Source organism: Sorangium sp. So ce119 (assembly GCF_051524405.1).
GTDB classification, from domain to species: domain Bacteria; phylum Myxococcota_A; class Polyangia; order Polyangiales; family Polyangiaceae; genus Sorangium; species Sorangium cellulosum_G.
In genome coordinates, this window is the sequence record NZ_CP150310.1 from 11,107,208 (window position 1) to 11,122,405 (window position 15,198).

At 69.8% G+C, this 15,198-nt stretch carries 10 protein-coding genes; 5 read left to right on the forward strand and 5 right to left on the reverse strand.

The genetic code is table 11. The annotated features are described in order from the left end of the window. Positions 1–195 precede the first annotated feature (195 nt). The 4 genes from WME76_RS41910 to WME76_RS41925 all read right to left on the reverse strand — a co-directional run bounded on the left by WME76_RS41910 (position 196) and on the right by WME76_RS41925 (position 4,322). The gene (locus tag WME76_RS41910) at positions 196–972 is read right to left on the reverse strand and encodes a hypothetical protein (RefSeq protein ID WP_437957761.1); all 777 of its coding nucleotides are present in this window, start codon (positions 970–972) and stop codon (positions 196–198) included. Positions 973–1,174: 202 nt separating this feature from the next. Next, positions 1,175–2,236, reverse strand: coding sequence for an ABC transporter ATP-binding protein (locus WME76_RS41915; RefSeq protein WP_437957762.1), 1,062 nt, complete (start codon positions 2,234–2,236; stop codon positions 1,175–1,177). Then, positions 2,233–3,636, reverse strand: a complete 1,404-nt coding sequence (locus WME76_RS41920) for an ABC transporter ATP-binding protein (protein ID WP_437957763.1) — start codon at positions 3,634–3,636, stop codon at positions 2,233–2,235. The genes WME76_RS41915 and WME76_RS41920 overlap by 4 nt, the downstream gene beginning before the upstream one ends. Beyond that, entirely contained in the window at positions 3,633–4,322 is a 690-nt protein-coding gene (locus tag WME76_RS41925) for a hypothetical protein (RefSeq protein WP_437957764.1), read from the reverse strand. The genes WME76_RS41920 and WME76_RS41925 overlap by 4 nt, the downstream gene beginning before the upstream one ends. Positions 4,323–4,445: 123 nt before the next feature. On the opposite strand from WME76_RS41925, the gene WME76_RS41930 reads away from it, so the two are divergent. From WME76_RS41930 to WME76_RS41950, 5 genes are all read left to right on the forward strand, one after another. Then, positions 4,446–4,883, forward strand: coding sequence for a hypothetical protein (locus WME76_RS41930; RefSeq protein ID WP_437957765.1), 438 nt, complete (start codon positions 4,446–4,448; stop codon positions 4,881–4,883). Positions 4,884–5,336: 453 nt separating this feature from the next. Next, a complete protein-coding gene (locus WME76_RS41935; protein ID WP_437957766.1) occupies positions 5,337–10,832 on the forward strand; it encodes an FG-GAP-like repeat-containing protein in 5,496 nt (1,831 codons plus the stop codon). Between the two features lie 615 nt (positions 10,833–11,447). Next, the gene (locus WME76_RS41940) at positions 11,448–11,837 is read left to right on the forward strand and encodes a DUF5958 family protein (RefSeq protein WP_437957767.1); all 390 of its coding nucleotides are present in this window, start codon (positions 11,448–11,450) and stop codon (positions 11,835–11,837) included. Between the two features lie 21 nt (positions 11,838–11,858). Further along, positions 11,859–12,290, forward strand: a complete 432-nt coding sequence (locus tag WME76_RS41945; RefSeq protein ID WP_437957768.1) for an RHS repeat domain-containing protein — start codon at positions 11,859–11,861, stop codon at positions 12,288–12,290. Continuing rightward, complete coding sequence (locus WME76_RS41950) at positions 12,287–12,481, forward strand: hypothetical protein (RefSeq protein WP_437957769.1); 195 nt, start codon at positions 12,287–12,289, stop codon at positions 12,479–12,481. Before WME76_RS41945 ends, WME76_RS41950 begins: the two co-directional genes overlap by 4 nt. A 102-nt stretch (positions 12,482–12,583) precedes the next feature. On the opposite strand, the gene WME76_RS41955 is transcribed toward WME76_RS41950, so the two are convergent. Next, positions 12,584–14,986, reverse strand: coding sequence for a PKD domain-containing protein (locus tag WME76_RS41955; protein WP_437957770.1), 2,403 nt, complete (start codon positions 14,984–14,986; stop codon positions 12,584–12,586). Positions 14,987–15,198 lie beyond the last annotated feature (212 nt).

The following is a 15,198-nucleotide window of genomic DNA, read 5'->3' on the forward strand; positions in this document are numbered from 1 at the left end:
GCGATGCTAGTTCCGCCCACCAGGAGTCCGGCCAGGGATCCGGACAGAGATTTCAACGCCAAGGCGCAAAGACGCCAAGGCGCAAAAAAGAATAATTATCATGCATTTTTGCGTCTTTGCGCTCTTGGCGCCTTTGCGTCGAAATCTCTCGCCACTCTCGCGGCAGATCCCTGGCAGGATTTCTGCCCCGCGGAACTAGGGAATGATCTCGATCCCCAGCGTCGCCGTCACGATGCCCTGCGCCTGGCCGTCGAACGTCACCTCGACGAGGTAGTTGCCGGGCGCGAACGGCTCGCCCTCCGGATTGCTCGTGTCGGACGGCCCGTTCCACTGCCGACCCGACCAGCGGATCGTCTGCGTCGCGGTCGTCGCGTCGACCTGCACGGTCTCCGCCTCGTCGGGAGCGCAACACCCGACGTCGCACAGGCAGTACTGCTGCGGCTGGCCGGCCGACGACATGCCTGTGATCTTGTACGAGACGAACGAGAGCGGGTCGCTCGACGGGTCGACGCAGCGCCCGCAGCCGGTGGACTCCGCGACGTTGATCGGCGGGACGCTCGAGTCGGTGACGACCTTGTAGAGGAACTCCGCCGCCTCCCCGACGTGATAGACGCACCGGCTCGACGCGATCGAGATCTTCACGCCCGGGATCGTGCCCTCGATGTCGCGCACCGCGCACCGCTCGTCGAACGGCGAGCCGCCGCTGCCGCCGCCGCCGTCGCTGGCGCTGCCACCGCCGCCATCGCTGGCATTCCCACCGCCGCCGTCGCTGGCGCTGCCGCCGCCGCCGTCGCTGGCGCTGCCGCCACCGCCGTCGCTGGCGCTGCCGCCGCCGCCGTCGCTGGCGCTGCCGCCACCGCCGTCGCTGGCGCTGCCGCCGCCGCCGCCGCTGCCGCCTGCGCCGCCGCTGCCCCCGCCGCCATTGCCACCGTTACATCCCATCAGGCACGCACCGGATATGAGGGCTGCCATCAGCGCTCGAAGCACGTCGCTCGCCATCCGATCACCTCTCCAACTTCGCCGCCGCCCATCGCGCGCGGCCGCGAACGCGCAGCAAGAGAGATGCCTCGCGCGACCCTGCGCGGATCCGCGCAGAACAGGGCCCAGCGCCCGGGACATCAGCTCCGCGATTGTGCCGAAATGGGCCACCTGGCCGCGCGCAGGCCTGCGGCCGTCACTCGAGCTCGGGATACCAGCACGCCACGCGGTGGCCGCTCCCCGGGACGAGCTCCTCCAGCGGCGGGATCTCCACGTCGCACTTGCCCTCCTCGGCCTTCCGGCAGCGAGGGTGGAACACGCAGCCCTCGGGCGGGTTGATCGCGCTCGCCGGCGCGCCCGGGAGCACGCGGCGCGCCTTGCCGCCGCGGTCGATCGACGGCGTCGCGTCGAAGAGCGCGCGCGTGTACGGGTGGTGCCGCCGCTCGGAGACGCCCTGCGCCGGGCCGAGCTCCACGATCCTGCCGAGGTACATCACCGCCACGCGGTGGCTCACGTGCTCGACCACCCGGAGGTCGTGCGAGATGAACAGCAGGCTCAGCGCGAGCTCGTCCTGGAGCTCCTCGAGGAGGTTGACGATCTGGGCCTGCACCGACAGGTCGAGCGCGCTCACCGGCTCGTCGCAGACGATGAAGTCCGGGCGCACCGCGAGCGCCCGCGCGATCGCGACCCGCTGCCGCTGGCCGCCGGAGAGCTCGTGCGGGAAGCGCTCCATCATGTCCGGCCGCAGGCCGACCTTCTGCAGCGCGGCCTCGACCATCGCGGTCTCCTCGTCGCGGGTCCTCGCGAGGCGGTGGATCACGATGCCCTCGCCGACGATCTCGCGCAGCGTCATGCGCGGGTTGAGCGAGCCGTACGGGTCCTGGAAGACGATCTGCATCCGCCGGCGCATCGCCCGGAGCGCGCGGCCCGACATCGCGGTGAGGTCCTCGCCGTCGAAGAAGACCCGGCCGACGGTGGGCTCGATGAGCCGGATCGCGAGCCGCCCGAGGGTGCTCTTGCCGGAGCCCGACTCGCCGACCAGGCCGAGCGTCTCGCCGCGGTGCACGTGGAAGGTCACGCCGTCCACCGCCTGCACGAACGCCGGCTTCGCGAACGGGCCGCGCCGCACCGGGTAGAGCTTCGAGAGCCGCTCCGCCTGCACGAGCGGGCGCTCGCCGCGCGCGCTCTCGGCGCGGGCCTCGGCGGCGCCGGCCTCGTCGCCCTGGGCGGGCAGCGGGAAGTCGCTGTCGCGCGTCACGCCGCGCCCTCCTCCCCCGGGCGGCCCGCGCCGGCGAGGAGAAAGCAGCGCGCCGCGTGGCGCCCCGCGCCCGGCGGGACGGCGTACAGGTCCGGCGGCTCGACGCGGCAGCGGTCGAACACCGCCTCGCAGCGGTCCTGGAAGCGGCAGCCGCGCGGCGGGTCGCGCAGATCGGGCAGCCCGCCGGGGATGGTCGGCAGGCGCAGCGATCGCTGGCCGCGCACGCGGTGCGGGCGGAAGCCGCGCGCGGGGATGCTCCGGAGGAGCGAGCGCGTGTAGGGGTGCGACGGCGCGGCGAGCACGTTGCGCGCCGGCCCTTGCTCGACGACGACGCCGGCGTAGAGGACGACGATGTCGTCGGCGAGCTCGCCGACCACGGCGAGGTCGTGCGCGATGAGCAGGAGGCTCATGGACGTCTCCGCCTTGAGCCGCTCGAGCAGGTCGAGGATCTGCGCCTGCGTGGTCATGTCGAGCGCGGTGGTCGGCTCGTCGGCGATGAGCAGCGAGGGCCCGGGCGCGAGGGCCATGGCGATCATGACGCGCTGGCGCATGCCGCCGGACAGCTCGTGCGGGTAGCTGTTCGCGCGGACCTCGGGCTCGGGGAAGCCGACCTTGCGCAGCAGGCTCACGGCGTAGAGCCGGGCGTCGCCCCGGGACATGGGCCGGTGCAGGCGGATCGCCTCGGCGATCTGGGCGCCGACGGTGTACACGGGGTTCAGCGAGGTCATCGGCTCCTGGAAGATCATGCCGATCTTCCCGCCGCGGACGGCGCGCATCTCGCGCTCGCCGAGCGCGAGGAGGTCCTGGCCGTCGAGCGCGATCGAGCCGCCGTCGATCGACGCGTACGGCGCGGGCAGGAGCCGCAGGATGCTGAGCGCGGTGATCGTCTTGCCGCAGCCCGACTCGCCGACGAGCGCCACGGTGCGCCCGCGCGGCACCGTGAACGAGACGCGGTCGAGGACGCGCGTGACGCGGCCGTCGGCGGTGAACGAGACGCGGAGGTCGCTGACCTTGAGCAGCGCCTCCGCGGGCGCGGCCGCCTCGGCCGTCGGCGGCGCGGTGCGGACGAGCGGGAAGGGGCGGACGCTCGCGGTCGAGCGCTGGGTGACGGCGGGCTCGTCGTCGTCGAGGAAGCCGCGCGAGGACGTGGGGGCGCCGGGCGCGGGGGCGCCGGAGACGGGCGCGGGGCCGCGCGCGGACGTGGGGGAGCTGGGCGCGGGGGCGCGCGGGGACGTGGGGGAGACGGGCGGGGCGCCGCGCGCGGAGGTGGGGGAGCTGGGGATCGGCGGAGCGCTCGGCGCGGAGGGCCTGCCCCGGCCGGCGTCGTGGCGGACGAGGGGCAGCGGGAGAGACGGGCGCCCGCCGAGGTCGTCGTCCTCGTCGTCGTTGCCGGAGCTCACCGTACGTACACCTCGAGCTGCGGGCCGGTGCCCTGGGAGATGCCCATCGAGTAGGCCGCCCCGACGGCGTCGCGGCCCGGCGCGACGATGGCGATGCCGTGGTCGTCCATGCGCCGCCTGGCCCAGCCGCGCACGAGCGAGGTGACGTCGATCCGCAGCGGCGCCGTGGGGAGGCGCCGCGCGACGGCGGCGGGCTCCGGGATCGACAGGCGGGGCTGCCGGCCCCACGTCGCCGTCTCGGAGCGCCACGGCTCGAGGATGCGCGCGACCTCGAGGGTGAGGGCGCGCTCGGCGGGCGGCGCGAGGGGGACCGGCTCCAGCACGACGAAGGCGCTCGCGATGTCCGCGTCGACGCCGAAGGTCGGCGCGAACCGGAGCAGCAGGACGACATCGCCGGTGCTGGCGCGCCCGAGCGCGATGGCGTCGGGGACGCCGGGCGCGGCCGCGGCGTCGCCGTCTTCCTGGAGCACGGCGAGGTCCGCGGGCGGGAGCAGCACCCGGCGCGCGTCGACGGGCGAGGGGAGGGCGCCCGCCGGCCGGCAGCGCCCCGCGACGCAGTGCCCGGCGCCGCAGACGCCCGCGCCCGCGCACACGCCCGCGTCCGTCGCGGCGGCGCCGCCGCAGCCCAGGAGCGGCGACGCCGCGACGAGCAGGGCCACGGGCGCGAGGGCGGCGAGCAGTCGCACAGCGGGGGCGACCATAGCAGAGCGGGGCGCCGCCGGCAGGGGGGCGGCATGGAGGCGATGCCGGTCACGGTCGTTGCGATTCTCTGTTGTCGGGCTGCGGCTGCTCTGCTGGGATGCGGGGTCGTGCGCGTTCGAGCCTTCACTTTTCTGAGAGCGCTCGTGGTCCTTGTCGCCTTCCCTGCGGCGCTCGCCGCCTGCGGAAAGAAGGCGCCGCTCGGATCTCCGTGCCGCGCTGACGACGACTGCGCCTCCGGCCTCGCCTGCCACCGCGAGCAGTGCCTGCACGAGGGGAGCGCCCGCCGGATGCGCGAGGAGGAGCAGCGCGCCTCCGGCGCGGGCGGCGCGCGGAAGGTCGGCGATCGCGTCGATGTCGAGTGGAAGGGGTCGTACAAGCCCGCCGTGATCACCGGCGTCGTCGCGCCGGGGTCGTACCGGGTCCACTTCGAGGGCTACGACGCGCAGTGGGACGAGGTCGTGACGGAGGCGCGCATCAAGGGCGGCGCGCGCTCGGGCGCGGCGCAGAAGGCGGCGGTGCCGGCGGCGAGCAGCTCGGATCGCTGAGCGCACCTGACGACGGGCGGCTGCGACTGGGGAGGGTGGCCCTACCAGGACGTCGACGAGGACGGCCGGCTCGTCTCACCACCGCTCCCGATCATCGCCGTGCCCTTCCCCCTGCCGCCCCAGCGCATCGCGGTAGCCATCTCGGAAGACCCGTAGTCCGGGATCTCCGGTCCCGCGGTGTCGCCGCGCGCGTTAGCCGAGCCGCACCGGCGGCGGTGCGTAGCCGGAAGTGAACTCACCCGGGTCGTGGCGGAACTCCGCAAGCGCGCGCGTCATCGCGCAATGCATTGCGCCTCATGACCCCGCGAGGATCCGACGACGACGCCATCTCCACCGTGCTCGCCGGCATGATCGCCGGGAAACGCCGAGCTCCCGCGACGCGTACGCTGACTCCCGCGTCTTGGCTACGAACAGGGTCCAGAGGACAGCCCCGAGACGGGGCGCCCGCGGCTCGTGGAGGTGAAGCGCTGCGGCGGGCTCCGTGGCTGCTTCCTGGCGCGGCGGTTCAGGTGGTCCTCTCGCCAAGGCGAGTGGTTCAAGGAGGCTGCGCTCGATGAGCACCCCTGGTTCACCGGCGCCGAGCACCCCGTCGTGCTGGACGTGGACGGCGATGGCAAGGACGAGGTGCTGCTGGAGACAATCGATCCTACGGCGCCGTACCTCCTCTTGCGCAGCTCGTCCTTGAGCGCGCCGCTGGGATTGAAGGTGGCTCTCGCTGGAGATACCGGGAGCTCGCCGTCCCTCGACGGCGCGAAGTTGAAGCATGCGAAGCCGGTGGATGCCGGAGGAGACGGCCGGAGCGAGCTCTTCACCTGGAACCGTCGGATGGACCGGTTCGAGATGTATGCCTGGACGGGCAGCGCGTTCGAGGCGACCGGAACCGAGGTGCCCATGTCGCCTGACCTCGGCTCGATTGCTTCCGGCGTGGAGCCGTTCCACTTCGCCGACGTGGACGGCGACGGGCTCGCCGACCTGCTGAAGCTGCTCGATAACGTGGTGGACGGGGTATACGAGCCGGAGTTCGTGATGCGGCGTAATCTGCCGAGCGGCGATTTCGACTCGGTGGAAGCGACAGGGATTCCTGTCCGCGCGCCCGATGCGATGGAGTTCGCGTCCGTCGCGCTCGACGTGCAGGGCGACGGGCGCGCAGGTCTATGGCTGAAGGGAGCTACCGAGGCATACTATTCGGACGACGCCGGGGGCTTCAGCGCCATGGAGATTCAGATGCCCCGCAGCGACTCGTTATCATTCATTGAGTCATACATGGCGGACCTGAACGGAGATGGTCTTCGGGATCGTGTCGCGGTCATGCTTTCACCATGGCAGGTGACCGCGCTCCACCTGGCGTGGAACTCGGGAAAAGGATTCGTCTACGAGTCCGAGTACTTCGGGGGCGGAGTGGCCCGGCACCCCGGTACGCTTCAAGTGGCTGACATCGACAACGACGGGCGTGACGACTTCATCGTCATCGGCTCAGAGACTATCAAGATAGTTCGGCTGCACGCGATGCTGCACGCGATGCCCGAAAAAAAATGGGACGACGGCTGGTGGACCTGGCCGGTCCCGGCCCCTTCGGCGCGGATCACCGCCGTACGGCACGGCGACTTCAACGGCGACGGGCTGCTCGACCTGATGTACCTCGCCGAGCGGTGCTCGAGCGCCATCGAGGAGCCGACGTCCGCGTGCGGCTCGGGCACGAGGGTTGGGAGCCTGCGCGTGCTCCTCCAGCAGAGCACGGTCACCGACGTGGTGGAGGCGGTCCTCGACGAAGGCGGCATGCCGCGGGAGGAGATGGAGTACGCGCGGCAGTGGACCGACGCGCCGGAGTCCACGACCTGCGCCTATCCCCAGGTGTGCCACCGGCGCGGCATGCCGGTCGTGCGGAGCCAGCTCGTGCACGGGGGGACGGGCACGCCGAGGTCGCTTCACTTCTCCTACGAGGATCCGCGGTCGGATCTGCTGGGGCGGGGGTTTCTCGGCTTCGGCAAGTTCCGGGTCTGGGAGCCCAAGGTGCCGCGCGAGACGGTGACGACGTTCGATCATGGGACGCGCGTCGGCACGCGTTATCCGTTCGCCGGCCGTCCCGCGACCGTGACCGTCACGACGCCGATGCTCGAGAACGACTCCAACGGACTGACGGACAAGCCGAGCAGGGCGGTCGCGCGGGTCGAGCGCAAGACGATGCAGTACGAGCCGCGCGAGCTGAACGGCGGGGCGACGTACGCCGTGTTCCCGCACGACTGGGTGAGCCAGGAATGGGAAGAGGAGGTGTCGATCGGCTGGGCGTCGGGTCGAGGCGTCCACCTCACGGAGATCGATGGTCCGGTGCAGGCGCCGCTCCGCACGCGCGTCGGCTCGACCCGGTTCGACGACTGGGGTAGCCTCGAGAACGAGACGACCGAGACCTTGGGCGGGGTGCGGACGACGGTGGAGAGGCAGTACGAGCACCGGCTTGAACCTTGGCTGCTGTCGCTGCCCACATGGGAGAAGGTGACGTCGACGACGCCGGGGCAGACGGACTCCACGGTGCGGCGAACCCGCTTCGAGTTCAACGACGCGGGGAGGATCGAGCGGGTCGTGGTCGAGCCGCTCGATCCGCTCGCGCCGTCGGATCCGGTGCCCGAGCCCGGCGTGACCTCGACGGTGCATTACGACTATGACGCCGAGGGACTGCTGCGGCGCGTTACCCAGACGACGCTTGGCTACCCGTCGCGGCGCGTGCATATCGATTATGACGGAACGCCGGGGCACACGGCGCCGAGCGTGATCTGGAACGATCTCGGGCATGCCCAGTGGTTCGCGGTGCACGCGGGGTACGGCGTGATCATGGCGGAGATGGACGCGAACGGCGTGCAGACGAGCCGTGTTCACGACGACCTCGGCAGGCTGGTGAGCCGGCGGTCGGACGGCGCCGGCGAGCAGACGTTGAGCTACGAGCAGCGGTTGGACGGCGTCACGATGCGCGCGTCGGACGCGACCGGCGGGAGCGGGTTCGTCGAGCTCGACTTCGCCGGACGGCCGTGGCGTGTAGGCCACATCGGGCACGACGGCGCCACGCTGACGAGCGAGACGACCTACGACGTCTTCGGCCGGGTCATCGCGCAGAGCCGGCCGGCTCGGCAGATCGTCGACGCGCAGCGAACGAGGCAGGTGTACGACAGCCTGGGACGGCTGCTGAGGGTGGTCGGCCCTGACGCGGCGACCACGCGTTACTCGCATTCATTTTTCGAGACCATTGCCTCGGACCCGAGAGGCAGCCGCACGAAGCTGGTGCGGGATCTCGACGGACGTGTGGTGCAGAGCATCTCGTATCTCGGCGTCACGGGCCTGTCGACGACGGCCGATCGCTTCGTATATCGCACCGCGCGCGAGCTCACGACACGCTACGAGTACGGTCCGTTCGATCAGGTGGAGCGCATCATCGATCCCGAAGGGAACGTGACCGTGCTCGACTACGACGTGCTGGGGCGGCGCACGCTGCTCGTGGACCCGGACAAGGGCACGACGCGCTTCTACTACAACGGTGTCGGGGATCTTTACCGAAAGCTGGAGGGCGGCGAGGAGACGATCTACCGGCATGACGTTATCGGTCGAATCGACTGGATGACGGACGCGGACGGCGTGACCGATTACACGTGGGATACGGCGGCCCACGGAATGGGGCAGCTAGCGGGCACGACGAGCCCGGACGAGACCACGACGGACTACGGCTACGATGATCATGGACGGCTGGAGTACCTGACGTGGATGATCGGCGGCGAGCCGTTCAAGCTGCGCACGACGTACGACCCGCAGGGCCGGCTGGAAACGCTGGCGTACCCCGAGGTGCCGGGGACGCCGCGGTTCACGGTCAAACACACGTACGACAGCCGGGGCTATCTCGAGCGCATCGCGGACGTGACGGCGGACCCGGCGTCGGAGGGACAGCCGCTGTGGACGGTGAGCGCGCGCAACGACGACGGGGCGCTGTCGGAGGCGAAGTACGGGAGCGGCGTGAGGATGACGCGCTCGTACGACCCGGTGACGGGCCGGCTGGACACCGTGGAGCAGCGGCTGGGCGGGGGCGTGCTGTCGTCGCTCCGGTACGAGTATTACCCGGACGGCCGGGTGAAGCGCCGTTTCGAGCCGGATGGAGAGCGGAGCGAGAGCTATGCCTACGACACGCTGCACCGGCTGCGCCTGTGGAGCTTGAATGCTGGCGACGTGGAGCAGGAGACGGAGTACCGGTACGACGTGCTGGGGAATCTGACCCGGGTGCTGGTCGGGGGCGAGGAGCGAGAAAAGAACGAGTACCTCGACCCGCGCCCGCACGCGGTGTCGTCGAACCTAGACGGCAGCTTCTTTTACGATGCTCGTGGGCGGCTGGAGCAGGACCCCGAGCGGGAGGTTCACTACACGAGCTTCGACCTGCCCCTGAAGATCATCACGGCTGCGGGCGAGACACGCTTCGACTACGACGCGTCGGGCGCGCGGGTGCGCAAGCAGGGCCCGGCGGGGACGACGGTCACGCTCGGCGGCCTGTACGAGCGGCGGCAGGGCGCGGAGGGGACGAAGCACGTGTTCCTCGTGCCGGGGAGCGACGGGCTGATGGTGGCGCAGGTGGTGGTGGAGGAGGGGAGCACCGCGCGGCGGGTGCAGTACCTGCACCAGGACGCGCAGGGAAGCGTGACGCTGGTGACGGAGGCGGATGGGAGCGCGGAGAAGTCGGCGTACGCGTACTACGAGCCGTTCGGGAGGCGGATCGAGCGATACGGCGCGCCGGTGGGCGGGCCGCCGGGCGAGCTTCGGCTGGGGCTGACCGGGCACGAGCACGACGACGATCTCGGGCTGATCAACATGAAGGGGCGGATCTACGACCCGAAGCTGAAGCGGGTGCTGACGCCCGATCCGCTGGTGTCGGCGCCGCTGTTCGGGCAGAGCTACAACCGATATAGCTATGTGCTCAACGATCCGCTGAACCTCGCGGATCCGACGGGCTACGAGCCGACGGGGCCGGACTGCACGACGTGCGCGCCGTGGACGCCGCGGCAGCCGCCGTGGAGCGGGGGCGGCGGTGGAGTCACCATCATCTCCGGGGGCAGCGGAGACGGGGATGATGGGAATCCTTACACCAGCGAGTGGAGCTCTGACTCCGGCGATATCGGTCCGCCGCCGCCTCCGTCGGTCGTCAGGTCGGACGTGGACGGGTTTCAGGGTGCTGGGGTCGAGCCGGGCCACGGCAGCTTGCTCGTGCAACTGGTGAACGAGCGTGCGCGGCAGGATCGGCTGTACTACGAGACGCTGCAGCGGGACACGTTCCGCGTGACCCAGTGGGCGATGGTCGGCGCGGGCGCGGCGCTGCTGGTCTGGTCGGGCGGCTACGCGCTGCTGGCGCTCGAGGAGCTGTCGGTGTTCGGCAGCACGATCGGGATGACGTCGACGCAGATGGCGGCGGCGAACGCGGCGAGCTTCACGGCGAAGGCGGTGCCGGCCATCCTGGGCGAGGTGTGGGTGCTGGAGGGGCTGCACCGGCACGACCCGGGGAGGATCGCCGACGGGTTGATGATCGCCGCCTCCGCGGGGGCCAGCTTCGGCGAGGGGCTGGGCGCGGGGCCGCGGGCGGGTGGGGGTGCGCTAGGGAGAGCTGGTGCAGGCACCTTCGTTCGGCCGCTAACGACCGAGGATCTCGGCATCGTGAATGACGCCATCATAGAAGGAAACTTCGCTGTCCGGGGTGGAAAGGTCACAGCGTACATCAAGTACCTGGGCCAACCACCGACTGGGCTCGGGCGAGGTTTGCTTGGAGCGCGGAATAGCCTGAAGGCAGCGGCGAGGCTGGCGGGAGCGGATACACTTCGGATCGAGACATCTCCAGTTATTGAGGAGTCCGGCCGCTTGTTAGAAATCTTGCAAAAAGCCGGATTCGGGACTCGTCCCAATGGAACCATGTGGTGGGAAGGAGGTTTGTGATGGCTAATGTCGATAAGCATGCGAGGCGCATTCTCGCAGGGGTGCGGAAGGGATCACGCAGCGAAAAAGTGTTCGCTGGATACATTCCGTTCGAGGACGGGGCGCGGCCTGCCTGGTGGAGGGACGACATAGCCCCCCAAGCCTGGGGCAGGGTCTTGGGTGTTCATGAGAACGAGCCCGGCATGCGAGCCGGCGCCGTCGTTGTTACGCAGGCGGGGCTGGGAGTCTTCGGAGAACGCGACGCAGTGGCCTGGTTGCCGTATGTGAGCATCACGGGATGGGATAAATTGTCAAAAGACCCCATTTCGAAATCGTTATGCGTTCGGAAAGCCACCGGAGAACAGGTTGAGCTTTTGTTTTGTCGCGGAGGAGCATTCGCGTTTGTGCAGTTTCTTAGCTGCGCTATGAGAGAGCACCGACGAGAGCCGGATAAGGATTGAGCTGATGTCCATCTCAACGATCCGCTGAATCTCGTGGAACCGACGGGCTACGAGCCGCCGCCGTCGGTCGTCAGGTCGGACGCAGACGGGTTTCAGGGCGCTGGGGTCGAGCCGGACCATGGTAGCTTGCTCACTCAACTGGTGAACGAAACCGCGATAATCTGAGGCGTGTGACATGAACAGTTGCGAGGGTCTGTTGAACCAATTGGCACAAGGGCTCGTAACGAAAGAGGAAGGACATCGCTGGTTCAGCGGGCTTGCGGAAGGCGAGCAGCGAGACGTTCTCGGTAAACTCTGGTTCTTCGCTGCCCAGGCTGGAGCTCGCGAGAGCGATGTGGACGTCGCCATCGCTCGGGCGCAGCTCAAGCCGAGCTTTACACCGTGCGCGCTCCTGAGGAACGGGCGACTCAAAATCCAAGCTGCGAAAGTCCTGGGACTGCCACTCGCGGAGCATGAGAAGTCGTTTCGGCTGCTATCTGCGTTGTTTCAAGTTGCGGACGAGCGACGTCGGAAGGAAGAGTGTAAGGATGGCTGCTCGCACTGGTGGCACACGAAAGACCGATGAGCTTGAGACGCGCAGGGAAGCGTGACGCTGGTGACGGAGGCGGACGGGAGCGCGGAGAAGTCGGCGTATGCGTACTACGAGCCGTTCGGGAGGCGGATCGAGCGATACGGCGCGCCGGTGGGGGGGCCGCCGGGGGAGCTTCGGCTGGGGCTGACCGGGCACGAGCACGACGACGATCTCGGGCTGATCAACATGAAGGGGCGGATCTACGACCCGAAGCTGAAGTGGGTGCTGACGCCCGATCCGCTGGTGTCGGCGCCGCTGTTCGGGCAGAGCTACAACCGGTATAGCTATGTGCTCAACGATCCGCTGAACCCCGTGGATCCGACGGGCTACGAGCCGACGGGGCCGGACTGCACGACGTGCGCGCCGTGGACGCCGCGACAGCCGCCGTGGAGCTGGGGGCGGCGGTGGAGTCACCATCCTCTCCGGGGGCAGCGGAGACGGGGATGATGGGAATCCTTGCGCCAGCGTGGGGGGACATGACTCCGGGCGTCGTCGCGCCGGGGTCGTACCGGGTCCACTTCGAGGGCTACGACGCGCAATGGGACGAGGTCGTGACGGAGGCGCGCATCAAGGGCGGCGCGCGCCCGGGCTCAGGGCAGAAGGCGGCGGTGCCGGCGGCGAGCAGCTCGGAGCGCTGAGCGGCGGATGGAGCCTGACAAGGCGCGTTCACCGGTACCCGGTTGAAACACCAGCCAGCGGCGTGGCCTCAGCTCGCCTGCTGTCGATCCACGATCGGCTCCTCAGCGGATCACGCGCACAGGCTGGCTGCCGAGGACCTGCCGGCAATCGGCCGCGTCGGCGACGAGGTGCAGGGCCGTTGTGTCAGGGGTGAGATCGCCGCTGGCGATCAGGTCGGCTCGGCGGAAGAAGAGGACCAGATCGAGGCGGCCGTCACCGTTGATGTCCGCGGGAAGGGCGTGCCACTGGCCACCGGGTAGCGTTGCGACAGAGGTGCCCGAGCCGGCGAGGTTGGTGAGGCGCACGGTGTCGACGCGCAGCCGGGTGGCGTCGAAGGCGGGCGTAGAGAGGACGTGCGCCGTGATGGGGACAGCGTTCCAGGCGGCCTGGAGGGCGGGGTTGCCGTCGAGGTAGAAAAAGGACGGCTGCACGTCGATGCCAACGCGGTAGCGGCCGACGTCGACGCGAGCGGTGTCGGCGCCGACGCCGCCGTCCTTGTCGGTGACCGTGAGGCGCACGAGGTGCTCGCCGGCCATGCAGAACCTGTGGGAGAGGGGGAGGCCGGCGGCCTTGTCGTCGGTGGCGCCGCCGTCGGTCGCTTCGGTCCAGTCGACCTCCCAGCTCCAGGGGGCATCGTGGACGCCTGGGTCCTCGAAGGTCGCATGCAGCGCGAAGACATCGCCGGACGTGATGACGACGTCGGGCCCGGCATTCACGGTGGGGGCGACGTTGGTCACGGTGATCAGGCGGGAGACGGCGCCCGTATGGCCCTCCGGATCGGCGACCGTGAGATCGACCCGGTAAAGGCCATTGTCGGGGTAGACGTGGGTGGCGAGGCGGCCGGTGGCGGTGAGGCCTTCGCCAAGACGCCACGTGTAGGTGAGGGAGTGGCCCTCGAAGTCGAAGGAATGGCCTGCGTCGAGGGAGACGAGGCTGCCTTCCGGGACGGTGGGTGTGGGGTCGATGCGGGCGATGGGAGCGCGATCGTCGGCGGCCACCAGGGTGACGCGGACGGCGTCGGCGGCGAGGGAGCCGGGCCCGCTCAGGTAGCGCGAGATGAGCACCTTGGCCCAGCCGACGTGCGGGAAGGTGAAGGTGCCGAGCGAGTTCCATTGTCCGCCGTCGGTCCGCTGGCTCCTCGTCAAGTCAGCGAGCATCGGGCCGCCGTCGAGCTCGAAGACGCGATAGGAGGCGGCTTCGGTGCGCGTGCTGGCGGAGGGCCACCATGCGTCGACGTCGTAGACACCAGGGGCGCCGATATAGAAGAAGAACTCGGCGCCATCGCTGGAGGGGCCATCGCCGCTGGAGAGGCGGAAGTCACCGAGGTGCTTCTGCTGGTTGTTGGCGGTGGTGCTCCAGCTGGAGGCCGCGTGGAACCTCGCGCGGGTGAGATCGTTCCCGGCGTTGTCGTTGTCCACCACGATGAAAGTGCCAGGCTCGGCCGCGCGCTGGGGGTCGAGCGGGACGTGGATGCCGAAGTTGGTGGACAGGAACTCGTCGAAGACCTCGACGGCCGTGGTGGCGAAGCGGGCGCGGTTCGCGGCGGTGTCGCGGACGCCCACGCGCCAGGACTCGATCTGGGCGCCGCAGATCATGCCGCCGTCCTTGCAGCCGTGCTCGACGGTGTTGAAGCCGCCGCTGAAGAACACCTGGTCGACGGTGGGGGCCGGAATCGACTGGCTGGGGACCGCATCGTACCCGGCGTTGGCGAAGATGGATCCGAGGCTCGACGGGCCGCGCAGGAGGGTCGAGAACGAGAGCGGGGATTGCTCCGAGAAGGTGCGGAGGGTGCTGCCCGCCTCGTACGTCGGATCGGCGTCGAGCTCCTCGTCGGTGTGGCGGAGCGCATCGCCGTTCATGTCGAACCCGAGCTCGAGGCGGAGGGCCTCATGGCCGTGACCGTGGAGATCGGTGTACCAGCCCTTGCCGTGATCCCGGAGGATGCGCGCCTTGGCCACCTCGATGAACGCGTGATAGTCGTCCCAGGCCGCTTCGGCCCGGGGGGCGCCGCAGGCGGCCTCGGCGAGGGCGCGGTTGGCGTCGAGCTTCACGCGGTGAAGCCGGTTCACGATCACGTGCGGGTACCTGCCGGTGCGGCTGTAGAAGGCCGCATGGAGGGCGCGCGCCTGCTCCTGCGTGTTGGCGTCGGTCACGGTGGCGATGCGCGGCACGCCGCAGGTCTCAGGGGTGCGGTCGGGGATGGCGGAGGGTTCGAGGTCGCCGCCGTGGGGAGCGGTGAAGATCAGCGGCAAGTCGCCAGGAATGTACTCGATGTAGCGGTTGCTCCCGAAATAGGACACGCCGGGGAGATACGTCGCGTCAGGGTCGACGAGGGCCTGCCGCGCGCGGCCCGTGGCCGGCGCGTCATGGAGGGGGTCGTCCAGCGCGTCCGCGCACCCGGTCACGACGAGACAGGTCAGGGAGAACAGCCGCAAGCAACGCACCTTCACGGTGTCGGCCTTCATGATTCCTCGCTGGGAGATGGAAGATCCCCCGATGCCGGCAGGATGGGCGCGGCGAATCGCGCCTCGGCCGGGGGGTGGAGCGTCGCGTCCCTGAACCGAGGGACCTGGTCAGAACACGCGCTCGTGATGATCAGAACAGGTCGGACGTGTCCTGTCCAACAACCCGCTTCTCGCGCTGCCACGCCGAGGCCGTGATCGCCGATGTACGGGTC